Origin of the sequence: Sphingobium sp. DC-2, from assembly GCF_000722555.1 — a bacterium.
In the GTDB taxonomy this organism is placed as follows: Bacteria; Pseudomonadota; Alphaproteobacteria; order Sphingomonadales; family Sphingomonadaceae; genus Sphingobium; species Sphingobium quisquiliarum.
Window position 1 is genome coordinate 23,416 of record NZ_JNAC01000009.1, and the last position, 23,392, is coordinate 46,807.

A 23,392-nucleotide genomic window follows, 5' to 3' on the forward strand; every position below is an offset into this window, starting at 1 on the left:
CCGCCATTTCCTCAATGAAGGACCAGACCGATGCAATGGAATGAGATTCCCCGCGAAGAGATGAAAATTCCTGGCGAGCGCTACGCTCCGGGGACGCCTTATTTCAAATATCTCAACGTCTTCAACGAGCCGCAGAGCAAGCTCCAGGGAAAGCCTGTTTATGAGCTAAAGCCTGTGGTCGAAATCCGCTTTCCCGCCAACCCGCAATACAAGCCGGTATTCGGCGTCGATGAGCAATGCACCGTCGATGAGGATACGGGCCGGGTCATCACCTGGGCCGAGCGCTATAAGAACCAGTATGCCGCGTTCGTCGCGGGCGCTGAGCAGCAGGCTGAAGGAACCCCTCTGGAAGAATTGCTGCCCTATGGCATCAGTCAGGCCCAGCTTTCGATCTGCCGCGCTCTGTCGATCTATTCGATTGAGCAGCTTGTCCATCTCGAAGGCCCCGCTGTGAAGCGTCTGGGCATCCACGCCAATGATCTGAAGCCCATGGCGCAGCGCTTCATGGATGCGCGCCGGGATGGTTCGCAGCAGCAGAGCGAGATTAACGAACTCAAGCGCCAGTTGGCGGAACTTCAGGGCAAGCAGGATGCGCCGTTGTCGAACGTCATGCAGGCGGCTGAACCGGAACTGCCCAACGGTTATGAGGATATGACCGACGACCAGTTGAAAGAGGAAATCGCCAAGATCGCGGGTTCGAAGCCCAAGGGTAATCCGTCGCGCGATACCCTGATCCGCAGCCTTGAAGAGTTGATGGCGGCATAAATGGCGATCCTGCCAGCCTTGCAAAGCGCCGCCCTTCGCCTGATCGGTCGTAAGCCTACTGTGTTCTTCGGCGCTGCCGGGAATTTTGAGGCGGAGGTTTGCGATTGGGCCAATGAGGTGGCGCAGGATATTGCCAAATATCAGGACTGGCAGGCATTGCAGCGGGTGTGGACGGTGACGGGGGACGGTTCAACGACCGAGTTCCCGTTGCCGCCCGACTACGACCGGATGCTCCAGAATGCGAGCCTTCAGGACTTGCAGAATTGGGCATGGGGCTATTCCGGCTTTACCGACATCAACAGCTTTTTGTTCGACCAGGCGCGTGGATTCACCCCCTACCCTGGCGGATGGATCATTTACGGCAATCAGTTGCGCTTCTCGCCCGCTCCGCAGGCCAGTGGGGCTACGTTCCCCTATATCAGCAACCAGATAGCCACGGCGGCTGACACATCGCCTAAATCGGCCTTCACGAGCGACACGGATAGCTTCGTGCTGCCTGAGCGGCTGTTGACGCTGGGCATCGTCTGGCGGTGGCGCGAGAACAAAGGCTTAGATGCCACTGGAGACCAAGAAGCTTTCATCAAGGCGCTGGACGAATATGCGGCCAAGGACAAGGGTTCACAGATCCAGCGCTTCGGCGGTACACGGCGCATTCCCAATACCTCTCTAGCCTATAGCGGGATTGCCCGGTGACATACGCGCGGCGGCAGACGCGACCCAAGCCCCGCAAGTCGCAGAGCTTCAAATTCCCCGCCCCTGTCGCGGGCTGGGTGGCAAATCGAAACCTGTCTGAGCCGGGATCGGTCGAAGGGCCTGGCGCTGCGGTCCTCGACAACTTCTTTCCCAAATCTTCCAGCGTGAAGCTGCGTCGGGGCAAGCAACTCTATTGCACCTTGGGCGACGGCTCCAGCCCCTGCCTTTCGCTGTTCTCCTACATGAATGGCGACAACCAGAAGCTGTTCGCGGCGACGGCTGACAAGATCTATCACATAACCTCTGTGACGTTCCCCTATTCGTGGGACATGATCACCGATGAAGAGGCTCTGATCGTCACGGAAAACGGCGACTGGTTCGGCGTACAGGGGACTGAAGGCCTCGACATTGCGCAGGGCTTCACCAGCGGCAAGTGGAGCGTGGTGCAGTTCGCCACCAGCGGCGATGTCTACCTGATCGGCGTCAATGGCTCCGATACCGGCTTCATCTTTGATGGCGACGACTTCTTTCCGCTGGTCAAGGGCGGTGTGTCGTCTCAACACATCGATGGCGTGACAGATGCCTTTCAGGATGGCGAGATCGTCACGGGCGGCACCTCTGGGGCGACAGCCAAGGTCTCCCGTGTCATCGCAGGCGGCGGCGGGACGGCCACGCTGCAACTGATCGACATCAGCGGCCCATTCACTGACAATGAGCCTCTGACCGGCTCGCTCGGCGGCGAAGGCCAGATCGACGGTGCGGCAACGCTGATCGTTCCCGGTCCTGACTTCGGCACCTACACCAGCGCCGACATGTCCTATGTCTGGGCCTATAAGAACCGCCTGTTTTTCGTGCGCAAGAACAGCATGACGGCCCATTACATGCAGGACGTCGACGCGGTAGGCGGCGCAACCGATTTCTTTCCGTTGGCCGGCGTGTTCGGGCGCGGCGGTTCACTGCTGTTCGGCTCGGCCTGGTCGCTGGACGGGACGGCGGATGCGGGGCTATCGGAACAGTGCATCTTCGTCTCATCTGAAGGTGAAGTTGCTGTCTATCAGGGCGGCAATCCGTCTGAAGCGAATGACTGGGCCAAGGTCGGCACCTATCGCATCGGCAAGCCGCTCGGCCCGCGTGCCCATTTCCGGGGTGGCGGCGACATAGCGATTGCCACCAGCGTGGGCCTGGTCCCGCTCTCCAAGGCTGTGAACCTTGATGTTACCTCTCTGGCGGTTGCTACGGTCTCCTATCGCATCGCTGACGCCTGGTCGGACGCCACTACCCTGCGCGGCATGTCCGAATGGCAGTGCGAGATCTGGTCAGAGCAGAAGATGGCCATCATTGCCCCGCCGAAGCTGGAGGGTGGCGCTGACCCTGTGATGTTCGTCTCCAACACGGAAACCGGCGCGTGGGCGCGGTTCACCGGGTGGCAGGCCAGCGCCATGGAGGCGTTTCAGGGTGTTCTCTATTTCGGCGGTGATGATGGGAAGGTGTTCATCGCCAACACATCGGGGACGGATGCGGGAGAGGTGTTCACTGGCAAGGTCGTGCCGCTGTTCACGGATCTTGGTTCGCCCTCATCGGCCAAGATCGGCACGGTGGGGCGCGCCGTGACCCGCGCCAATGGGGCGACACAGGGCAAGCTCACACTTCAGTCCGATTATGACGAGGATACCGGCGCGGCTCCGAACGCCACCATCCTGACGAGCGAGAATAGCTGGGGCACCGGCGTCTGGGGGCAATCGGTATGGGGCGCGACGACGCCGCAGAAGATCAATCAGGAATGGGAGAGCGTGGGCGGCATGGGATATGCCCTGTCGCTGGGCTATCAGGTGTCGAGCGGGTCTATCATGCCGCTGGATGACGAAATCGTGCGGCTTGAACTGCTGTATAATACAGCGGAACTTGTAACGTAGAATCCGCTATGCTAGTTTTCCATCAATCTTTGGCGCGGTTGGCCCATCTCTGCGCTTCCCTAATGAGGAAGCACATTGACCCTTCAGACCGCCCTTTTTTCCAATAGCGTAGAGCCGGAAGCGAACGCGGCAGTTGCCGACTTCGCATCGTCGCGCATTTGGGGCGAGCCTGGCCGCTTCGATCGCTATTGCACGCTGGGCGTGTTTCAGAATGAGGGCCTGATCGCCGGGGTGGTTTACCATAACTACGATCCGCAAGCCGGTGTGGTCGAAATGTCGGCAGGCGCTGTCTCGAAGCGATGGCTTGCCCGCCCGGTGCTTCGGGAAATGTATAGCATCGCTTTCGACCAGCTTGGGTGTCAGGCTGTTATCGCGCGTCATGCGGAAGATCGCTGCGATCTCCGCCGCATGTGGAAGGCGGTAGGAGCGGTTGAATATGTGATCCCCCGTCTTCGTGGTCGCAACGCGCCTGCTGAAGTTGTTTCCATCCTGACCGAAGAGGCCTGGAAAGCCTCGCCATATATGAGGCATTGAAGTGGGCAAGAGCGCGCCGTCAGCACCAGATCCGAAGAAGACCGCCGCGATGCAGACGGCTTCGAACATCAGTACGGCCCAAGCCCAGCAGATGATCAATATGGTCAATCAGGTTGGGCCGTGGGGGAGTACGACCTATTCACCCACCGGATCGACGCAGTTCACCGATGCATTCGGCAAAACGCACACGATCCCCACCTACACCCAAACGACCAGCTATTCCCCTGAACAGCAGGGTATTTTTGACCGCACAACCGAGGCGCAGACGAACCTTGCTGACTTGGCGGTGCAGCAGTCCGACTTCATGAAAGATTATCTGGCCAAGCCGTTCGAGTTCAACAACCAGGATGCGGCGGATTGGGCCTATGATCTGGCATCGTCTCGCATCCTGCCCCAGCAGCAGCAGGCTACGGAAGGGCTGCGATCCCAACTGATCAATAGCGGCTTGCGTCCTGGCACGGCGGCTTATGAGCGCGAAATGACACGCATCGGCCAGAACCAGAGCGACCAGATGAACCAGCTTATGCTTCAAGGGCGCGGTCAGGCGTTCAACGAGGCGATGGCCACGCGGGCGCAGCCGATCAATGAAATCAGCGCGCTACTTTCTGGCTCGCAAATTCAAAGCCCCTCTGCTGGGTATGTCGGCACCCCGTCTTCGCAGGTTGCTGGTGTTGATTACACAGGATTGGTCAACCAGAAATATCAGGCGGATATGGCAAATTATCAGGCTGGGATGGGCGGCATCTTTGGCTTGGCGGGTGGCCTGCTTGGCGCGGCGGGCGCTGCCGGTGGCTTCGGGAAGCTGTTCTGATGATGCTGCGCTCTTTCTCTCTTCCAGGTAGCCCATTCGACATTAAGCCCGGCAGCTACGGCACGCCGGGCATTGGTGACGGGTTGCCACAGAACCAGCCTGCCGGTGCCTTTGTGTGGGGGCAAGGTGGAGCGAGGCTCACGCCAGACCAGATCGCGCGCGAACATGATGTTGCAGCGGCGCTATTGGCATCAGGCTCTGATACATCACCCGTAGGCCATTGGACGCAAGGTCTCGCGCGAGCGATGAATGGCCTGATGGGCGGCCTGCGGGAGCGACGAGCCGACAAGCGTGAGGAAGCCGCAAACGCTGATCGGGCCGCAATGATCGCCCAGATGCTTGGCCCTGAGAATGCAGACTTGGCGGGCGCGGTGTCGAGCGGTGACAGGATACTTGCCTCTCTGGCTGGTGACATCATGGAGCGCCGCAATCCGAAGCCGCGCAATCCGTTCGAGTTCGAGCAGATGCTTGAAGCGGGAGGGTATCAGCCGGGGACACCCGAGTACCAGGCGCAGGTGCGCAACATGATCACGGCGAAGAATGATCCCTTTGTGACAGCAACCTTGCCCACGGGTGACTTCTTCGCTGGTCGGCAATCGGCTTTTGGGGATTATCTAAGGGGAGGAGGTGATCAGACTATCTCACCGTCGCCGGGGCCGGTTGGAAGTCCGCCCCCGGCTTCGGCAGGCCCTGGCGTGCCGCACCTCACGGTCGATCAGATGGGCGCATTCGGCTCAATGTTCCCGCAATGGCAGAAGCGCGAAGGAACGCCTGTCCTCGTCACATCGGCTGAGGAGATGGCGCGTGTTCCCGTAGGAACGATGGTTATCAGCCCTGACGGGCGGCGCGGAGTGAAGAAATAATGGCGCAGGACTGGTTTGATAGCGCGACTTCTGGGGCATCGCAGCCAGCGCCACGCTCGGGTGGGGCTGTGGTTATCCGCAACCCGTGGAAGGCCAAGGAGGAGGCGCGGAAGGAAGAGGACCAGCAGATTGAGCGCCAGCGCCTCTGGATCGCTCAACAGCAGGCCGCTCTAGCCGCTGAAGCTGAGGCCCGGCAGCGCGAGCAGATGAACAAGCCACCCGCTGGCTTTCAGCGCAATCCTGACGGCACAATGTCGTTCATTCCTGGCGGTCCTGCGGACCCCGCGATGGCCGACGGGGCCCGTAAGGCTGCACAAGAGCAGTCTGACCGCATGAGGCGCCTACAGGCCCTGCGCGGACAGCTTGACCGCGTGGAAAGCCTCTACTCCACCAATCTGAAGGGTGGCGCTCCGAACCAGTTGAACAGGTTCGTTCCGGGCTTCCTCAATGAGAAATTGGGGCAGTTTGATACGTCTGGCGCTGGGCTTGCTGAACAGGCGCTTGGCGCGTTCCGCGTGCCAGGTGTCGGTTCGCAGTCTGACGCGGAACTGCGCGCGTTTGTAGAGGCCAACCGCCCGCTTTCGACTGATAGCGATCTTCAGATCGAGGAGAAGCTGGGCAATATCCGCCGCCGCTTGGACGCAGAGATTTCTGGCCAACAGGGTTCTGCGACAGTTGGCACGGTCAATGCCGTTGCTGGCGCGCTGCCCGCCGCTGGTGGCGGTGGTGGCAGCGGGCCTTCTGCACCGGTCATTGACCCCAATGGAGGCCAGCCCCTCCTTTCGCCCGCAGACCGCGCGTTCCTTTCGAAGAATGCGCGGACGCTCGGCGCACAGGGAATCCGCGATTACGTGGCGGCGCGCGGCCTGAGTATCCCTGACAGCGAAATTCAGGCGGCGGTCGATTATTATACTCAGGGTGGCCAGCAGGACGTTGCGGTCAACAGCCCGCAAGGCGAAGGTAGCATTTGGAGTGGCGTGGCAGCGTCACCCTTCGGGGCTTATGGCGGCGCAGCTATAAATGGGGCGACGGCTGGCGGCCTTGATGAGATTGTGGATTTCTTCGGTGGTGACGCAAGCCGGGTGCAGGCTGCGAAGGATCTAGCCTGGCAGGATCATCCCGTCGCATCTGCGCTGGGAGGCATCACAGGCGCGGCAGTCGGAACGGAACTGACGGGCGGCCTGATGGGAAGCATTCCCATGCTTGCCAGGGCGGCCAAAGTGGGGGGCGGGATTATCCCCGACCTTGCTTTCGGTGCTGCAACAGGGGCTGGGGAGGCTGAGGACGGAAATCGCGTTGCGGGGGCACTCATGGGCGCGGGTCTGGCGGGCGCAGGCAATGTGGTCGGGAGCGCGCTCGTTGGCGGCGCGGGCCGCGCTGTTCGCGGTGTGTCCGATCCAGTGGTTCGCGCCCTTCAGGAGTCAGGCATTCCTCTAACAGGCGGGCAGATGCTGAGCCAAGGTGGCTTGGCGGGTCGTGCCATCAAAGGCATTGAAGACAAGATGGAGTCCGTGCCGCTGCTTGGTGATGCCATTCGGCAGCGTCGGCAGGAGGGGTATGAGGCATTCAACCAAGCAGCTTTTCGCGAAGCTCTGGAGCCGATCAATGCCCAAGTGCAGGGCACGATCGGCGGTGACGCTATCGAACAAGCCCAAGACCTTATCAGCCAGTATTATGATGACTCCCTGTCCGGAGTTCGCCTCGCGAGAACGCCAGCGCTAGATGAGAGCGTGGCCGCCGCCTTGGCCGCAGGGCAGCGGGTTCCAAACATGGGCGAAGATGTTGGCTATTCCGTCGCCCAGGCGCTTGCCAACTTTGGCGAGGATGGGGCTATGACCGGGCGTGGGTTCCAGACTGCGATCAGCGGGCTTCGGAAAGATGCCAAGGGCCTGATCCGCAAGGACGGGCTGCGTGGAAATGATGCCGCTGCATCTCTGCGCTCTGTCGAAGAGGCTCTGACCGGATTAGCGCGGGAGCAGGCTCCCGGCGTCACGGATGCGTTGACCGCTGGCAACAAGGCCTACGGCAACCTCTCTGTTCTAGAGGATGCCGTTCTGAAAGCACTGAACGGCAGCGACGGGCCAGGCGTGTTCACTCCGGCGCAGCTTGGGCAGGCATCGCGCGCAAACACCAAGAAGTATGCAGGAAAGCGTGCGGCTGCTCGCGGGGATATGCCCTTCGCAGAGTTGCAGGAGAATGCGCAGGCGGTGCTACCTTCCACAGTCCCCAACAGCGGAACGACCGATCGCGCGCTGGCCACGTGGGTTCTCCCCGCTGCGCTTGGTGGCACGGCGGCAGCAGGCGAGGCGACCGATTACATCCCAACGGAATTGGCGGTGCCTATGGCTCTGCTCGGCGCGTCCTCAACCAAGACGGGAAGGACTGCGCTGGAGAAGTTCCTACTCAGCCGGTCGGAAGCCGCCCGCTCCATCGGGAACAAGATCTATGACAGCAGGGCTATTGGCGGGGACGTTGGGGCGGCTCTGCTGCTCGGCTATGGAACGCAATAAGGCTCTGCGTTCCTTCCACCTGCGCCAATGATGCTTGATGACCGGACGAATCAAGGCCGCCAGGAAGAGCGACAGCATTGTCCCTTGGAATGAGGTCATCCCCCTTCCCTACCCTATTGAGAGATAAGACTCAATCAGGCAGGGAAGCGCGGCCTTGGGACTTGCTGTAGCGCCGACCGCTCTGCATCGCTCTGGCTTGCCTGCGAGCAAGAACTGCGGCGCTCGGCTTAACCTTGCTCGGTCGCGCAGGTCGTGGGCCAGTCATGGTGGCGAAGACCTGTCCCGTAATATCGAAGGCGTGCGTCTTCGGCGGGGATGCCTTTGGCGCAGGCTTTGCAGCCGACTGCCTCGCCTCCTTATCTTGGCGCGCGCGTGTGGCGGACAGCCAAGCCATCCCATAGCCCGCTGCGGCGATGGTCAAACCGGCAATTGCGGGTATGAGCCCTGCAAAGTCGTCCACGTCAATTCTCCGCCTGTATAAGGTCGAGCGTCTTCAGCGCCGCTAGGATCATAGCAACACTTACGAGCAGCCACAAAATCATAATTGGCTTGGGCTCTTTCAAGGCAGCCTCGCCAATGGTGTATGCAATCAGTACGCCAGCTAAATTCATCACCAACGAGCAAATCGCCTTAGCCCGCTCGTTGGCGGCCATGATCTTCGGATCAGCCAATCTCGCCCCCTAAGCACTTGACGAATCGCCACAAGCTGAGGGCGTATGCCAGTTGCCTACCCGATTCGCACCTGCTAATATCCCCCTCAAATTCCACCGCGTGACTGGCCCAACTTTCGCGCTCCTGATGCAAGGAGCCGGGCCATTCCTCGTTCTACTGATGGCAGCTACAACCTCCCTCCGGGGACGCTGGTCAATTCCGGCGATACGATCCTGCCAAGCCAGCACAATCCTGCCATGCAGGACATTGCCGCAACGCTCGGCAACTCTCTTGACCGGAACGGCGCGGGAGGAATGCGTGCGCCCCTCGAAATGGGCGGCTATCCGATCCAGAATGTGTCTCCCGGCACCCTTCCCACCGATGTTGCGACGGTTGGTCAGGCGGGGCTTCCTGTCGGGTGCTTGATCGACTTCGCGGGCACCGTAGCCCCTGACGGCTTCCTGCTCTGCTACGGTCAGGCTGTTTCGCGCACCGAATATGCCACCCTCTTCGCAGCGATCGGCACCGCCTACGGCATCGGCAACGGCTCAACCACCTTCAACGTGCCTGACTGTCGTGGCCGCGTATCGGCAGGCAAGGATGACATGGGCGGCACTTCCGCCAATCGCCTGACTGTTCCGTTGAATGGCGACACGCTTGGCGCATCGGGCGGCGCGGAAACGCATACTCTCTCCACCAATGAGATGCCCAGCCACAACCATGGAGGCAGCACTGGTGGCGCAGGGAGTCACCAGCACAACGCGGTCAACAGCACCACCTCTGGCACCAATCTAACAGGCGGCCAGACAATCGCTTATAACGGCCCGGCTTCGGGTGACAGCGAATACACGCTGCGCGGCAACACCGTGCCCGCAGATATGGGCCTGACCTCTACGGTAGGCGACCATACCCACAGCATCGCCGCTCAAGGCTCCGGGGCCGCGCACAATAACGTGCAGCCCACCATCATCTTCAACAAGATCATCAAAGCGAGGGCCGCGTAATGGCTGACCCAATTCGCCCCAAAGACCTCCCTGCTGCTCCGTCTGTCCCGACCAGCGCCTCGATCATGGTGGATAATGGCGTCACGGTGGACAAGGCAACGCCTATCCAGGTTGTGGATGCCGCAATCCCGTTAGCGTCTCAGGCCGATGCTGAAGCCGGGACCGACAACACCAAGCGCGTGACAGCCTTGCGCGTTAAGCAGGCAATCGACGCACGCGGCTTTGATAGCGCGATTGCTGGCAAGGAGCCGCTTGTTACCCCCGGCACCTCTGCGCAATATTATCGCGGCGACAAGACATTCCAGACGCTGGACAAGGCGGTCATCGGTCTTGGGAACGTCAACAACACCGCGGATATGGACAAGCCGGTCAGCACTGCCGTGCAGGCGGCTCTAGACTCCATTCCCAGCGCAGCCACCAAGGTCAACGCCACAGCAGTCGGCATCCCCGCCACCGACGCCAACATGGGCACCACCCCCGGCACCATCCTCTCCGACAATGGAACGGCCAAGCAGTGGTTCCAGGAGAGTGAGGCGGCGATTGAGGAAAAGGCCCCGATCACCGATCCTGAGTTTAGCGGCTCCACCTTCTACTTCCCCACCCCTCAAAGTATCGTTGCGGCCAAGGATGGCAAGGAACTGAAGGCGAGCGTCGCCAGTGGTGGAGATGTGACCGATCTTGTCGGCAACATGCTTGATGAGATGCCGACGAACGGGGCAATCCAGATGCCCGCCTGTCCTGTCGGGATCGATGCTACCGTGACCCGCACGGGCGGCATTGCAATGCGCGGGCATGGATCGGGAAGCAGCCGCATCCACCTCAACAGCAACGCCCAGATACAGATCAACGGCGGCTCGGTATCCTATCCCAACAACCAGGCATCGCTTCAAGACCTGCTGCTGGTAACGGACGACACGCTGCACACCGGCCCGCTGCTGGCGGTGGATTATTCAGGCCGGGACTATATCAGCGGCGAGTTCCGCACGCTCTACATGCGCAACGTGCAGGCTCGCGGGTCCAGCGACACCAAGGGCTTCATGACAGCCTTCCATCTGACCAACTGCACCAATATGCTGCTGGACGGGGTGAAGGCAGCGAACAAACGCCCGATCGTCAGCGGCTCCAAGGCGTTCATCATCGACGGCGACGAGCAGCCGATTGATATGTTTGTTCGCAACTGCGGCGCGCAGTTCTTCGACACCTGTCTGAACGCGCTGGCTGGCGGTGTTGGCTTGGGGATGGAAGGGCTGTTCATTGACGGCTTCCTTGGCATCTTCAGCAACTATGGCATCGTCGCGAATTTCGACACCGTGCACGATGTGGTTGCAGTCACGAACAGCAACCTCAACTGCTACAAGAAAGACCTGATTTTCAACAACGTGCATAACGTGCATGTGGTTGGGAACACGCTTTACAATGCGGCCGCATCGCCGTCCGAGGCGTTCTTCAATGCGCTGGAAATCTACAATTCCGACGCGGCGTTCACCTTCCCTTCCACCAACATAGTCGCGCTAAACCGCTTCTTTGGGGCTACCGAGACAGCGCCGTCGCAAACCGGTATCAGCATCAATGGGGCGAACAGCGCTTCGACCGACACGCTGATCCAGGGGAATTATTTCTCCTATATCGACTTCCCTATTCAGATGTTCTCTGGATCGGCGCTGTGCGAAGTCGCGGACACGAACGTCTACAAGAATTACTCGCTGCGGGTGAACAATCTGGGAACCAACAACCTCGTCAACGGGGTTGCCGTCGCTGTAGCAAGCCTCCCCTCTGCCTCGCTCTGGCCGCACAAGCGTGCGATCGTCAGCGATGCCAGCAGCCCGTCTTTCCTTGGCACCCTGACTGGCGGGGGTGGGTCGGGAACACCTGTGTTCAGCGATAGCGCCAACTGGAGGGCTGGCTGATGACGCACGCGCAGACATACAAGAAAATCATCGCCCGCGAACTGTCCGAGCCTGAAATCCAGCAGGCGATGAGCGATCCAAAGTTCGCGGCCTATTTCCAGAAGCGGCAGTTGAGCGAGTTCGCCAAGCCCGCGCCGGAAGGCATCTGCCCCGGTGATGAAGAGGTGGCAGGGTTCCGCAGGCGGCTTCGCGGGGGCATCCATGACGACCGCACATGATTATCGCCTGATCCTCGCCTGCCGCCTGTCGGGGCAGATGGCGGCTGCGCAGTGGGAAGCGCATCTGTCGGACCCGCTATTCTGGCTCTGGCTGGATCGGGACACGGCGAAAACGCCAAGGGTCGGGGCAACCCGCGATGAATAGCGCAACAACAGCGGGGTCGGAAAATATGGGTTGCAAGACTGAATCTGCATCAAGGCGATGGATGGGCGGGGATGATACCCATGCCTGAAGATCAATCCTTACCTTTGATGATAGGCGAAATGCGCGGGCAACTTCGGGAACTGGTCCACCAATTCAACAATCTCGCGCAGAAGTTCGAGGACGTGGCAAAAGCCGTGGATGCGTCATCTCATCTGCCCCAGCAAATAGCGGAAAACAAGGCGAGGATAGCCGCGCTCGATGTGCGGGTGTCGGCGTTGGAAACGAAGGAAAGCGAGCGGCGGGGCGGTGTCAAACTGGCGGAGTGGGCGCTGCGTGTCGTTCCCCTTGCGTCTCTCGGAGCCGGGTTCGCGGTGATGGCAAAGGTGGTGGGGCTATGACAGACTGGAAACCCATGCAAGCCAATCTCGGCGTCACAGCCGATGGCATACCCGGGCGCAACACCTTCCGCGCTCTGTTTCAACGTCTCGGAGCCGACACGGGGCGAGCGGTTGAACTGGCGCTGTCAGCCAACGTCCACTTCCCGGCCTATGGGATCATGGACAGCAAGAACAGGCTCGCGCACTTCATGGCCCAGCTATCCCACGAAAGCGGCGGCTTCCGCTACATGGAGGAAATCGCTTCCGGCGCCGCCTACGAGAACCGGCGCGACCTCGGTAACACGCAGCCCGGCGACGGCAAGAGATACAAAGGGCGCGGGCCGATTCAGCTAACGGGCCGGGCCAACTATCGGGAATATGGGCAGGCCATCGGGATCTATCTGGAAGAGCATCCAGAGATCGCCGCCATCCCTTCCATCGGCCTGCATATCGCCTGTGAATATTGGAAGCGCAAGGGGCTGAACGCGCTGGCCGATGCCGACAATCTGGAAGCGATCACGCGCAAGGTGAATGGCGGAGTTAATGGGCTGGCTGATCGCAAGCAGTATCTCGGCAAGATGAAGGGGCTGCTGGCATGACCATTCTCGACGCCCTCAAAGGCATCAACGGCAGTTACGAAATCCAGCGCATCATTGGTGCGTTCGGCTCGGTCGTGTTCATCGTGTCGGCTCCCGCGCTGGTATGGGCGGGCAAGATCACAGCGTCCTTCGATAGCTTCTGCCTTGCCTACCCTGCGGGTATCGCTGCCTGCATCGGCGCAACCGCTGGGGCGATCGCTCTGAAGGACCGGCAAATTGCGCGGGCCAAGGTTATCGAGAGGACGGGGGAATGATCTTCCTGCTCCCTCTCCTGATCTTCTACGGTTGCACATGGGAGAGTGACGAATGAACCTGTTGCCATTCTCCCTTGGCCTCCTGCGCGCCCACTGGAAGCTGATAGCCCTCGCCCTGCTACTCGCGGTCATCGGCGTCCAGCAATTGCGCGTCACGGGGCTGAAATCGTCCCTGTCTGCGGAAAAGGCAGGTCGCATGGCTGACCGAAAGGAATACGAGCGTGCACAGATGGAGGCGACGGCCAAAGCCTATGCCGCGAAGATCAAGAAGGAAGCCGAATATGAAGCCGAACGCGAGAAAGCGGACCTTGCTGCTGCTGACCTTGGCAAGCAGTATCGCGCTGCCGTCCTGCGCTACCAAGCCGCTCAACGTGAGACCGGCGGAAGCCATTTGCCCGTCTCCGCCGAAGCCGCCGAAAGCGTTGACCGACTCGGTGGACCTTCCGTCCTTCCTGTCGGGCAACTGATGATCCCGCAGGCTGACGCTCTGATCTGTGCGGATAATACCGCCAGGCTACAAGCGGCGAGGGATTGGGCGTTGTCGCTGGATAAGGTGGAGTAGCCCTAACTCGCCACATAGCCAACGAACGCCACCGTCAACACAGCCAGAACGATAAGGCCGCCGACGAGGAATTGCGTGGGGCCGGATAGCTTGCGGGACTCGAAAACACAGCGTCCGCGCCTGATACATTCCCCCCGCCGATCGCCGTAGCACATGGCGCACTTATCGGTCACCTCCCCTCTCCTTCCATAAGGGCGGTGATGCCAATATATGCCAAGCCAATGCGGGCATTGCTGCGCGTCCAGCGGCAACGGACCAGCACGGGGATAATGCCGATGTATCGGAGCGGCCATGCAGCCACCTCCCAGCAACGCCACCAGCGCGAGTGAAACGGGTTCTGATCCACCTTCTCAGCCATTAGCGGGGTTCCTTTTCTCGCGGTCCTCGATGCATCGCTTCCGCATCGGGCATGGCACCTTGTCGCACTGGCTCAGTCGCGGCAACTCGGCAGGGCAATGCGTATCCCAGCGCGTGGCATGGGCAATGGCCGCTATGATCGGTTTGCCCATCACTTCCCTTCCTGTGAGGCGCGGAGGGAAGCTGCTGCGCTAACCATGAGAAACCGGATATTGGTCGTGCAGTCTGGATCAACCCGCGTAGGCCAACAAGCCAACTGCGCTATCAGCCATGCCATATCCTGCTCATCAGGTGCCGTCAGGTGATCGTCATCCTTGGCAATCGCGGCATCAGCCCGCGCGATCAGTTCTTGCTTATCCATGGGCTGCCTCACTCCCGTTAAGGCGGGCGACAAAGGGCCGATCAAAATAGGTCTGACCGTCCAATTCATGACCGCCCTTGTCAGATACCTTGCCGCCTACCTGCTTGAAGTTGAACACGCGGCCCAACTCTTCGCTCTGGCGCTTGAGCGACCGTGCCCAATCCAGATCCATGCGCCGCGCATTCTGCCCGCTTTCGCCGCCGACGATGATCCAATCTGGCGCATACTTGTCGAGGATGACCGGGCCTAGCAGCGGTTCGAAGCTGCCAAATGTGAACAACGGGCGCGCCTCTTGCTTCACCTCCCATAGCTTCATCCGGTCGCGGTCATATTCATACTGGTTGGGCATGGTTGCGCCGATCGCTGCATTGATGGGCAGGACGCCGCCTGTCATCTTCATGACGTTGCCTATGCGCTTGGTCAGCAGCAGCCAGACGAGGTTAGGCGTTTCCTCGATCAGCTTGAACAGATCGCTGCGCCATTCCTCATCAACCTCATTATCGAACACGTCAGCCAGAGACGAGCAGAACACGAAGGGGCGCGAGCCATCCGCCTCGGCTTGGCGCTGCCATCTGCGAGGGTGCTTCCAATTGCTCGCGGACGTGCGCCGCCGAGGCTCACCAGCACCCCACCGGACTTGCCCATAGCGGGTGTCCATCAGGTTCTCGGCGTAGCAGTTATCACAAGCCGGGCTGACTTTCGTGCAGCCGACCCATGCGTTAAAAGTCATATCAGCCCATTCGATTTTCGTCGTATCGCCCATGGCAGTTACCCCTTCTCTGCGCGGTATTGCCGCCAATAGGATGCGTCTCTGCGCCGCCTATCGTAATCACGCCTACACTCCCGGCATTGCCTCATGCCGTTGGATTTGATGATCGTGTTCTCGCTGGTGAACTCATGCCCGTGCTTGCAGTGCGTCTGGCGCGCTTTGACGCTATCGCGCTTTGCATGGCACGGAACGCAGACCGCTTCGACGTGCAGATGATGTTCGGCGGCGTAGCCTAGATGGTGGTCATATTCGTGGCGCGGACCACCTTCGGACCACAAGTGACCGCAGTCTGCACATGGCAAAGTGTTTGGGTGGGGGCGTCGGCCCGTGCGGACCTCGACATTGATACGTTGGCGCGCCTGTTTCCGGTCGCCGTCACGGGCGGGCTTGGGCGCAGGCCCGTAGCGCCTTGCCTTCTGATCGGTCCATTCTATTTTGCTGAACTCAGCCATGCGATGCCCTCCATCGTGTGGTTAGGGCCGGGGGCTGCGCTAACAGCTTTTCCGGCCCGTTTTGGGTTAGCCACGAAGGTCGGGTTTTCTTGAGATTTCCGTCGCGATTTATGCCGCGTTAGACAAACCAACCCCTTGGCGTGTCTCATAATTACACGCCTCTTGGGTGCGCCATTACAAGGCCCGTGTCGTGATCGCTGACGGTTGGCAGCAACAAACGGCTTTGGAATTTCGCAAAGTTGCTGACAAAGCCGGTTTCGCCATGTTCACCAGCCACGCAAACATTCTTGCGGAACATGATACATCACTCATGAGGAGTGATGCCGGGAACAGCGGATTTGCCAGTCCTCAGGCGGGCAGGGCGGATTCGACAGGCCGCCCCGCGCCCTCCGGCTCCTTAGCCGCTGCGGCTTCTTCCTCCCGGATCAGCTTGGCGAGCAAGCGCCGGGCGCGCACCGCGCCCGCATCCGTGTTGAGAATGGCCGGGCGCAGGTCCCAGAAATCCTGCCCATCCATGTTCGCGGCGACCTGCGCGATCATCGGCTCGTCCTCAGTCGCGAAGGTGTGAGCGACTCCGGCGTGAATTTGCTGGGTCAACTCGGCATCATCGGTCAGGACGTCGCGATACTGCGTCCAGAAATAATGGGTCGAGGTTTCGGTTTCAGGCGTCAGGAGATGCGCGGTGGGCAGGAAGATGCTGGCGCCGGGATCGCCGCCAATCTCCGTTGCACCTGAATCCAATAGCAGCGCCGCCGGGGCAGTCCAGCGCATATGGCCGCGCATTTTCGCGTTACCCTTTGGCCCGCGCCATAACATCTGGAAGAGGAGCGGCAACTCGCTACCGTCGGTCCACATATAGGACCAGACATCGCGCCCCTCCTGCTCGACGCTTACCCGCGTGTTTGCGGCCGCATCTTCTATACCCAGCAAAGGGTGCAGATAATTGACGTGTGTCAGATCCATGAGGTTGTCGATCACCAGCCGGTAGTCGGCCGGGACATGGAGGTAGCCCCTGGTCCCCACAAGTTCGGGCGCATCGAGCATTGAAAGATCGGGAATGAGCGCGGGATCGGCGGCTTCCGGCGCACCCATCCACACCCAGATTCCATGATGACGTTCCTCCACCGGATAGCTGCGTGTCACCGCGCCTGGAGGAATGATGCCGCCATGGTGGGGATTGTGGACGCAGGCCCCGGAGCGATCGAACCGCAGGCCATGATAGGGACATTGCAGCGTGTTCTGCACCAGCACGCCGCCGGATAGCGAAGCGAAACGATGCGGGCATCTGTCGCCGATCGCCGCGACCTCGCCATTTTCCAGCCGGAACAGCGCGATCTTTTCTCCGAGCATTCGGATGCCTTGCGGCTTTTCGGTCAGCGTTTCGCTCCAGCCGGCCATGTACCAGGCGTTTTTCAGAAACATTGCTCTTTCCTCTCCAGGCGCATCGCCGTTGTTTTCCATATTTTTGATCGTGCCGCCCCGTATGACAAGGCACTGGAAATCTGATTTTTGATACTTTACGCCCGGCGGCGATGGATCTGCTCTCCCAGTTGATCACCACGGTCCGGGTGTCTTCGCCCCTGCTGTCGGAACTGTGCATCGGCAGAGATAGCTGCTGCATCATCGATGCATTTCTAGGGGCTCCTTTCCACTATGTGGTGGAAGGCCGCGTGACACTCACGCGCGGCGGCGAAACGCGAGAGCTGCAACCTGGCGATTTTCTGTTGATGCCGCGATGGACCACCTATGAGATTGCGAACGGAACCGGCGCCATGCGGCTGAGGCTGAAGGATTTAGCCGACGCTCCCAATTTGCAGCCATCCTTTGAAGCGCTCGACGGCGCGCTGCGAGTGGTTGTGGGGCCGGAGCCTTATACGGCGCGCCTCTTGTCCGGCATCGCTGTGTTCGATGCGATGAGCCTGGCCGGTCTTGGCCGCGCGCTGCCTGATATCGTTTTGCTGCCGGACGCCGCGAACCGGTTGAGGCCGTGGACTCAAGCAGCGATGGCGCTTGTCGGAGAAGGCGAGCGCCCTGCCGCTCCCGGCTTCGTCGCCATCGCATCGCGCGCCGTCGAAATGCTCGTTTCCGTGGCCTTGCGCGACTGGGCGGCTTTTGCGGAGCATGAGGCAGGCTGGCTGCGAGCGGTGCATGATGAGCGGTTGGCGCGCGCGCTGAACGCCATGCATTCAGATCCCGGCAGACGCTGGACGCTGGCGGACCTGGCGCTGCGGGCGGGCATGTCCAAGTCGGTCTTTTCAGAGACCTTTCTCCAGATGCTGGGCGAAACCCCTTTCGATTATCTGAGGCGCTGGCGCATGCATCTGGCGACACAGCAACTGCTCGACACCCGCGTTTCGGTGGCCCAACTCGCATCCGAACTGGGTTATCGCAGTGCGCTTAGTTTCAGCCGCGCCTTCCGTGCGACCAACGGCTGCACGCCTGCGGAATTCCGGCGGCGTTAAACCAGCGATTTCGACAGTGCGACCTTGCGCTCATGATCGAGCAACTGGCGTTTGACGTCCAGTCCTCCCGCAAATCCCGTCAATGCACCGCCGGAGCCGATAACGCGATGGCAGGGCGCGATGATCGACAGAGGATTGCGACCGTTGGAAGCGCCTACTGCGCGGCACGCGGACGGGCGGCCTGTCGCGTGCGCGATCTGCGCATAGGTCCGCGTCTCGCCGAAAGGAATCTGGAGCAGCGCTGACCAGACGGCCTTCTGAAAATCCGTCCCGCGAAAATCGAGCGGGAGATCGAATGATGTGCGTTGCCCATCGAAATATTGGCTGAGTTGGCGAGATGCCTCCGTGAAAAGCGGCAGGCCGGAATCCTCCACGCCACGTTCCCACCGGACGCGGTTTGGCGCGTCATCCTCCCACAGCAGTGCGGTCAGGCCCTGCTCGCTCGCGACCATGGTCAACTGGCCGACGGGAGACGAAAAGGTGCCGAACGCGCATGCCATGGACTGATCCTTCTTCTATCCGGCAAGAAGTAGACCATCGGAATGGCGGCCGCTTCCCGCTGCTTGCTTTCAAAGGCAGCCCGGACGCTATTTCAACCCGCCACCCATCGCCCGGTAGAGTTCGATCATATTGGCGGCGCGGGCAAGCCGGGTGGCGAGCAGGCTCCGCTCAGCATTGTACAACGTCCGCTGCGCGTCCAGCGTTGTGAGGAAAGGATCGACCCCCGCCCGGAAACGCGCCTCGGACAAGCGATACCCCGCCAGCGCGGCTTCCCTCAGCGAAGTCTGCGCCTCCACCTGAGCGGTCATGGTTCCGCGGCGCGCAAGCGCGTCGGCGACTTCGCGGAAGCCCGTCTGGACGCTTCCCTCATAAGTGGCAAGCATCGCGTCATAGGTCGCGCGGCTATAGCGCAGATTGCCCTGGTTCCTGCCGAAATCGAAGATAGGCAGGCTGGCCGAAGGCGCAGCCGACCAATAATCGCTGCCCGCCGCGAAGAGGTTGGAAAGACCGGCGCTCAACGTTCCAAATGCTGCCGTCAGCGAGATGTTAGGGAAGAAGGCCGCTCTCGCCGCGCCGATATTGGCGTTGGCGGCGCGCAGTTGATGCTCCGCCGACATGATGTCAGGGCGGCGCAGCAGAAGCGTCGATGGCAGGTCAGCGGGCAGGTTGGTCAAGGTGACATCGCCCTGCGGCATGGCGGATGGCAAATCCTCCGCAGGCACGGTCGATCCCGCGAGCAGGTTCAGGGCATTTTGATCCTGAGCGACCAGCGTGGTCGCTTCCGCAATGTCGGATCGCGCCTGATCATAGCTGGTCTGCGCCTGACGCACATCCAGTTCGGAGGCGATGCCCTTGGCAAAGCGCGCTCGCGTCAGTTCCAGCGTCTTGCCGAATGCGGACGCCAGATCCTGGGAGATGCGCAGTCTTTCCTGATCGGCCGCCATGGAAAGCCAGGCCGTCGCCGTTTCGGCGATCAGGGCGACCTGTGCCGCGTTGCGCGTTTCGACGCTTGCGAAATATTGCTCCAGCGCCGCCTTGCTGAGGTTGCGAATACGGCCGAACAGATCGATTTCCCACGCGGAAATACCGACTGAAGCCGAATATATATCGGTCCGTCCCGATGCGCCAGCGGCGGCTCCCGCGCCCGGCTGCTGCTGTTGAGCGAACGGCATGTCCTGATAGGTCGCGCTGCCCCGCCCCGCGATCGTCGGCAGCAGGTCCGCGCGCTGGACCCGGTATTGCGCGCGCGCCTGCTCCACATTGGCCATGGCCACGCGCAGGTCGCGGTTGTTGGCCAGCGCCATTTCGATCACGCGCACCAGACGCTGGTCGGTGAAGAAGTCGCGCCATGCCGTATCGGCTGGCTGGATCGCGGTCTGCCCCGGCGCAGCCTCTGGATAGGCCGGACCGGACGGGCTTCCGGCCGGGACCGGAAGCGCCGGGGTCACATATTTGGGCGCCATGTCGCAGGCGTTCAATGCCAGAGCCAAAGCGGTGGCTGTAAAGATCCTGTTCCTGTGCATTTGCCTCATGCTTCCTGCGGCGCGGCGGGCGGCTCGCGCCGGTTGGACTCCTGCTCCGCGTGGCCATGCTGGCGGAAAAGGCGTTTGACGACGGTGAAGAATACCGGGACGAAGAAGATGGCGAGCACGGTGGCCGACAGCATGCCGCCGACAACCGCGGACCCGATCGCGCGCTGCCCCCCAGCCCCCGCACCCTTCGCCAGCGCCAGCGGCAGGACGCCGAAGATGAAGGCGAAGCTGGTCATCAGGATGGGCCGCAGGCGCAGCTTGCCCGCCTCCAGCGCTGCTCGTGCAGGTGACAAGCCCGTACGCATCTTTTCCTCGGCGAACTCCACGATCAGGATGGCGTTCTTTGCCGACACGCCGATGGTGGTGATCAGGCCGACCTGGAGGTAGATGTCGTTGTTGAGGCCCACCAGAGCCGCGGCGATCACCGCGCCCAGCACGCCCAGCGGCACGACCAGCATGACCGCGATCGGCACCGACCAGCTTTCATACAGCGCGGCAAGGCAGAGGAAGACGATCAGCATCGACAGCGCATAGACCGCCGGAGCCTGGCCGCCCGATGTCCTCTCCTCATAAGAGATGCCGTTCCATTCGAAGCCGAAGCCCTTGGGCAGCTTCGCCGCATGCTCCTCCATCGCCTTCATCGCCTCGCCCGTGCTCACGCCGGGCGCGGGCGAACCCATGATCTGCATCGAGGGGACGCCGTTGAAACGCTCCAGCTTGGCAGGGCCCTGCATCCATTCGGTGTTGGCGAAGGATGAGATCGGCGCCATCGCCCCGGACGATCCGCGCACATGCAGCGCGCCGATGGAATCGGGCGAGGATCGGAACGGCGCGTCGGCCTGGACATAGACGCGCTTAACCCTGTCGCGATCGATGAAGTCGTTGACGTAGGAGCCGCCCATCGCCGTCGCGATCGTATCGTTGATGTCGGCCTGCGCGACGCCGAAGGCTCCGGCAGCGGCCTGATCCACGTTCAATTTCAGTTGCGCAGTATCTTCAAGGCCGTTGGGCCGCACCTGCGCCAGCCTGTTGTCCGCCGCTGCCATGCCAAGCAACTGGTTGCGCGCGGCCAGCAACTGGTCATGGCCCAGATTGCCGCGGTCCACGAGCTGGAAGTCGAAGCCCGACGCATTGCCCAGTTCCTGAACGGCTGGCGGAACGATGGCGATCACCGTCCCCACGGGGAACTGGCGGAAGGCCCCGTTGGCGCGCTGGGCGATCGCCTCCACATTATTTTCCGATCCCTTGCGTTCGGACCAGTCCTTCATACGGGCGAAGGCGATGCCAACATTCTGCCCCTGCCCCACGAAACCGAAGCCCGCGATGGTGAAGACGGCCGCCACATTGTCCTTCTCTTCCGTCATATAATAGTTGCGCAGCCGTTCGAGCGTCTTTTCCGTCTCGTCAATGCCCGATCCGGCGGGCAGCGAAACCTGGTTGATCAGCCTGCCCTGGTCTTCTTCCGGCAGGAACCCGCCCGGCAGGCGCAGGAAGATGACGGCCATGCCGACGGCGATCAGCCCGTAGACGAGCATGGTCCTGCCGCGGCTCTTCTCCAGCTTCTTCAACGCGATGCCGTAGCGGGTCACATTCCGGTCGAACATCCGGTTGAACCAGCCGAAGAAGCCCTTCTGATGCGCATGATCATGGCGCTGGGGCTTCAGGATCGTCGCACACAGCGCAGGCGTCAGGATCAGGGCGACAAGCACCGACAGGATCATCGACGACACTATGGTGATGGAAAACTGGCGGAAAATCACGCCCGTAGAGCCGGGGAAGAAAGCCATGGGAAGGAACACGGCCGACAGAACGAGGCCGATGCCGATCAGCGCGCCGCTGATTTCGTCCATCGACTTCTTCGCCGCTTCCTTGGGCGAAAGCCCCTCCTCCTGGATGATGCGCTCCACATTTTCGACCACCACGATCGCGTCGTCGACCAGCAGGCCGATGGCCAGCACCATGCCGAACAAGGTCAGCGTGTTGATGGTGAAGCCCGCCGCATGCAGGATCGCCAGCGATCCAAGCAGCACCACGGGCACCGCAATGGTGGGGATAAGGGTCGCGCGCCAGTTCTGAAGGAACAGGAACATCACCACGAAGACGAGCAACACTGCTTCGAACAGCGTATGGATGACCTGTTCGACCGACAGCTTTACATAGGTCGAATTGTCGACCGGGAAGTCATATTTCACCCAGGACGGGAAGCTGCCCGACAGTTCCTTGATGCGCGCCTTGACGCCCTCCACCGTGTCCAGCGCGTTCGCGCCCGGCGCCAGCTTGATGCCGAAACCGGCGGCGGGATGGCCATTGAAGCGGGCGCTGAAACCGTAGCTGTCGGCGCCAAGCTCGACACGGGCGACGTCCTGCAAGAGCACGGTCGAACCGTCCGGATTGCTGCGCAGGATGATCTTGCGGAACTGTTCGGGCGTGCGGAGACGCGATTGCGCCGTGACCGTGGCATTAAGCGCCTGCCCCTTGGGCGAAGGTGTGCCGCCGATCTGCCCCGCCGACACCTGCGCATTCTGCGCGCGGATCGCCGCCTTGACGTCACCCGTCGTGACGCTGAGGTTCGCCATCTTATAGGGGTCGAGCCACACGCGCATGGCATAGGACGCGCCCAGCAACTGCGTATCGCCGACGCCGTTCAAGCGGCTGATCGGGTCCTGAAGCGTGGATGCAACGAAGTCGCCCGCGTCTGATTGGTCATGGATGCCGTCATCGGCATAGACCGCCATCACCATCAGGAAGGACGATGTCGACTTGGTGACGCGCAGACCCTGCTGCTGCACTTCCTGGGGAAGCAGGGGCGTCGCCTGCGCCAGCTTGTTCTGCACCTGCACCTGCGCGATGTCGGCGTCGGTGCCCTGCTCGAACGTCAGGGTGATGGTCAAAGCGCCCGCCGAATCGCTGCTCGACGAGAAATAGCGCAGGTGGTCAATACCCTTGAGCTGCTGCTCGATGATCTGGGTCGTCGTATTTTCCAGCGTCTGCGCGTTCGCGCCGGGATAGACAGTGTTGATCGTCACCGTGGGCGGCGCGATTTCGGGGAACTGCGCCACCGGCAGCTGCCGGAGCGCCAACAGCCCGGCGAGCATGATGACGATCGCGATGACCCATGCGAAGATGGGCCGGTCGATAAAATAACGCGCCAT

The 23,392-nt window shown here is 61.2% G+C and carries 26 protein-coding genes; 16 read left to right on the forward strand and 10 right to left on the reverse strand.

The genetic code is table 11. The features are described 5' to 3' along the window. Window positions 1-30: 30 nt before the first annotated feature. The 7 genes from ET21_RS0101900 (at window position 31) to ET21_RS0101930 (ending at window position 8,089) form a co-directional block, all read left to right on the forward strand. On the forward strand, window positions 31-765 hold the full coding sequence (locus tag ET21_RS0101900; protein ID WP_081856565.1) for a hypothetical protein: 735 nt from the start codon (window positions 31-33) through the stop codon (window positions 763-765). Continuing rightward, on the forward strand, window positions 766-1,458 hold the full coding sequence (locus tag ET21_RS0101905) for a hypothetical protein (protein ID WP_030538366.1): 693 nt from the start codon (window positions 766-768) through the stop codon (window positions 1,456-1,458). It begins immediately after the preceding gene. Next, on the forward strand, window positions 1,455-3,371 hold the full coding sequence (locus ET21_RS0101910; RefSeq protein ID WP_030538367.1) for a hypothetical protein: 1,917 nt from the start codon (window positions 1,455-1,457) through the stop codon (window positions 3,369-3,371). The genes ET21_RS0101905 and ET21_RS0101910 overlap by 4 nt, the downstream gene beginning before the upstream one ends. A 75-nt stretch (window positions 3,372-3,446) precedes the next feature. Next, a complete protein-coding gene (locus ET21_RS0101915; RefSeq protein ID WP_030538368.1) occupies window positions 3,447-3,905 on the forward strand; it encodes a hypothetical protein in 459 nt (152 codons plus the stop codon). Between the two features lies 1 nt (window position 3,906). Next, window positions 3,907-4,716, forward strand: a complete 810-nt coding sequence (locus ET21_RS25495; RefSeq protein ID WP_051767915.1) for a hypothetical protein — start codon at window positions 3,907-3,909, stop codon at window positions 4,714-4,716. Continuing rightward, complete coding sequence (locus ET21_RS0101925) at window positions 4,716-5,579, forward strand: hypothetical protein (RefSeq protein WP_156028988.1); 864 nt, start codon at window positions 4,716-4,718, stop codon at window positions 5,577-5,579. Before ET21_RS25495 ends, ET21_RS0101925 begins: the two co-directional genes overlap by 1 nt. Next, entirely contained in the window at window positions 5,579-8,089 is a 2,511-nt protein-coding gene (locus ET21_RS0101930; protein WP_030538371.1) for a hypothetical protein, read from the forward strand. The genes ET21_RS0101925 and ET21_RS0101930 overlap by 1 nt, the downstream gene beginning before the upstream one ends. 461 nt (window positions 8,090-8,550) lie before the next feature. On the opposite strand, the gene ET21_RS0101935 is transcribed toward ET21_RS0101930, so the two are convergent. Further along, on the reverse strand, window positions 8,551-8,760 hold the full coding sequence (locus ET21_RS0101935; RefSeq protein WP_156028989.1) for a hypothetical protein: 210 nt from the start codon (window positions 8,758-8,760) through the stop codon (window positions 8,551-8,553). 237 nt (window positions 8,761-8,997) lie between these two features. On the opposite strand from ET21_RS0101935, the gene ET21_RS0101940 reads away from it, so the two are divergent. The 8 genes from ET21_RS0101940 (at window position 8,998) to ET21_RS0101975 (ending at window position 13,806) form a co-directional block, all read left to right on the forward strand. After that, window positions 8,998-9,744 carry a phage tail protein gene (locus ET21_RS0101940; RefSeq protein WP_081856566.1) on the forward strand — a complete coding sequence of 249 codons (747 nt, stop codon included), beginning with the start codon at window positions 8,998-9,000 and terminating at the stop codon, window positions 9,742-9,744. Continuing rightward, window positions 9,744-11,651, forward strand: a complete 1,908-nt coding sequence (locus ET21_RS26370) for a hypothetical protein (RefSeq protein WP_156028990.1) — start codon at window positions 9,744-9,746, stop codon at window positions 11,649-11,651. The genes ET21_RS0101940 and ET21_RS26370 overlap by 1 nt, the downstream gene beginning before the upstream one ends. Next, window positions 11,651-11,869 carry a hypothetical protein gene (locus ET21_RS0101950; protein ID WP_030538375.1) on the forward strand — a complete coding sequence of 73 codons (219 nt, stop codon included), beginning with the start codon at window positions 11,651-11,653 and terminating at the stop codon, window positions 11,867-11,869. The genes ET21_RS26370 and ET21_RS0101950 overlap by 1 nt, the downstream gene beginning before the upstream one ends. Beyond that, on the forward strand, window positions 11,853-12,014 hold the full coding sequence (locus ET21_RS27530; RefSeq protein WP_156028991.1) for a hypothetical protein: 162 nt from the start codon (window positions 11,853-11,855) through the stop codon (window positions 12,012-12,014). Before ET21_RS0101950 ends, ET21_RS27530 begins: the two co-directional genes overlap by 17 nt. A gap of 80 nt (window positions 12,015-12,094) precedes the next feature. Next, window positions 12,095-12,412, forward strand: a complete 318-nt coding sequence (locus tag ET21_RS0101960; protein ID WP_156028992.1) for a hypothetical protein — start codon at window positions 12,095-12,097, stop codon at window positions 12,410-12,412. 14 nt (window positions 12,413-12,426) lie between these two features. Continuing rightward, complete coding sequence (locus ET21_RS0101965) at window positions 12,427-12,990, forward strand: glycoside hydrolase family 19 protein (protein ID WP_237751468.1); 564 nt, start codon at window positions 12,427-12,429, stop codon at window positions 12,988-12,990. After that, a complete protein-coding gene (locus tag ET21_RS0101970) occupies window positions 12,987-13,244 on the forward strand; it encodes a hypothetical protein (RefSeq protein ID WP_030538378.1) in 258 nt (85 codons plus the stop codon). Before ET21_RS0101965 ends, ET21_RS0101970 begins: the two co-directional genes overlap by 4 nt. A 52-nt stretch (window positions 13,245-13,296) precedes the next feature. Beyond that, window positions 13,297-13,806, forward strand: coding sequence for a hypothetical protein (locus ET21_RS0101975; RefSeq protein ID WP_030538379.1), 510 nt, complete (start codon window positions 13,297-13,299; stop codon window positions 13,804-13,806). 169 nt (window positions 13,807-13,975) lie between these two features. On the opposite strand, the gene ET21_RS0101985 is transcribed toward ET21_RS0101975, so the two are convergent. The 6 genes from ET21_RS0101985 to ET21_RS0102015 form a co-directional block, all read right to left on the reverse strand. Continuing rightward, window positions 13,976-14,164 (reverse strand): hypothetical protein, encoded by a 189-nt coding sequence (locus tag ET21_RS0101985; RefSeq protein ID WP_030538380.1) that lies wholly within the window; start codon window positions 14,162-14,164, stop codon window positions 13,976-13,978. A gap of 150 nt (window positions 14,165-14,314) precedes the next feature. Then, window positions 14,315-14,524: a hypothetical protein gene (locus ET21_RS0101990; protein WP_030538381.1), complete on the reverse strand. Its 210-nt coding sequence runs from the start codon at window positions 14,522-14,524 to the stop codon at window positions 14,315-14,317. Continuing rightward, entirely contained in the window at window positions 14,517-15,287 is a 771-nt protein-coding gene (locus tag ET21_RS0101995; RefSeq protein ID WP_030538382.1) for a DUF5131 family protein, read from the reverse strand. The genes ET21_RS0101990 and ET21_RS0101995 overlap by 8 nt, the downstream gene beginning before the upstream one ends. A 5-nt stretch (window positions 15,288-15,292) precedes the next feature. Further along, window positions 15,293-15,745 carry a hypothetical protein gene (locus tag ET21_RS27535; protein ID WP_156028993.1) on the reverse strand — a complete coding sequence of 151 codons (453 nt, stop codon included), beginning with the start codon at window positions 15,743-15,745 and terminating at the stop codon, window positions 15,293-15,295. A 151-nt stretch (window positions 15,746-15,896) separates the two neighbouring features. Then, complete coding sequence (locus ET21_RS27540; protein ID WP_156028994.1) at window positions 15,897-16,043, reverse strand: hypothetical protein; 147 nt, start codon at window positions 16,041-16,043, stop codon at window positions 15,897-15,899. Between the two features lie 50 nt (window positions 16,044-16,093). Beyond that, window positions 16,094-17,167 (reverse strand): aromatic ring-hydroxylating dioxygenase subunit alpha, encoded by a 1,074-nt coding sequence (locus tag ET21_RS0102015; RefSeq protein WP_030538384.1) that lies wholly within the window; start codon window positions 17,165-17,167, stop codon window positions 16,094-16,096. Between the two features lie 110 nt (window positions 17,168-17,277). Here ET21_RS0102015 and ET21_RS0102020 point away from each other — a divergent pair, with 110 nt between their 5' ends. After that, window positions 17,278-18,207: an AraC family transcriptional regulator gene (locus ET21_RS0102020; RefSeq protein ID WP_030538385.1), complete on the forward strand. Its 930-nt coding sequence runs from the start codon at window positions 17,278-17,280 to the stop codon at window positions 18,205-18,207. Here the strand turns inward: ET21_RS0102020 and ET21_RS0102025 are convergent. The 3 genes from ET21_RS0102025 to ET21_RS0102035 form a co-directional block, all read right to left on the reverse strand. Continuing rightward, window positions 18,204-18,707, reverse strand: coding sequence for a methylated-DNA--[protein]-cysteine S-methyltransferase (locus tag ET21_RS0102025; RefSeq protein ID WP_030538386.1), 504 nt, complete (start codon window positions 18,705-18,707; stop codon window positions 18,204-18,206). The genes ET21_RS0102020 and ET21_RS0102025 overlap by 4 nt on opposite strands. A gap of 87 nt (window positions 18,708-18,794) precedes the next feature. Further along, on the reverse strand, window positions 18,795-20,231 hold the full coding sequence (locus ET21_RS0102030) for an efflux transporter outer membrane subunit (protein ID WP_030538387.1): 1,437 nt from the start codon (window positions 20,229-20,231) through the stop codon (window positions 18,795-18,797). A 5-nt stretch (window positions 20,232-20,236) separates the two neighbouring features. Next, window positions 20,237-23,392, reverse strand: coding sequence for an efflux RND transporter permease subunit (locus ET21_RS0102035; protein WP_030538388.1), 3,156 nt, complete (start codon window positions 23,390-23,392; stop codon window positions 20,237-20,239).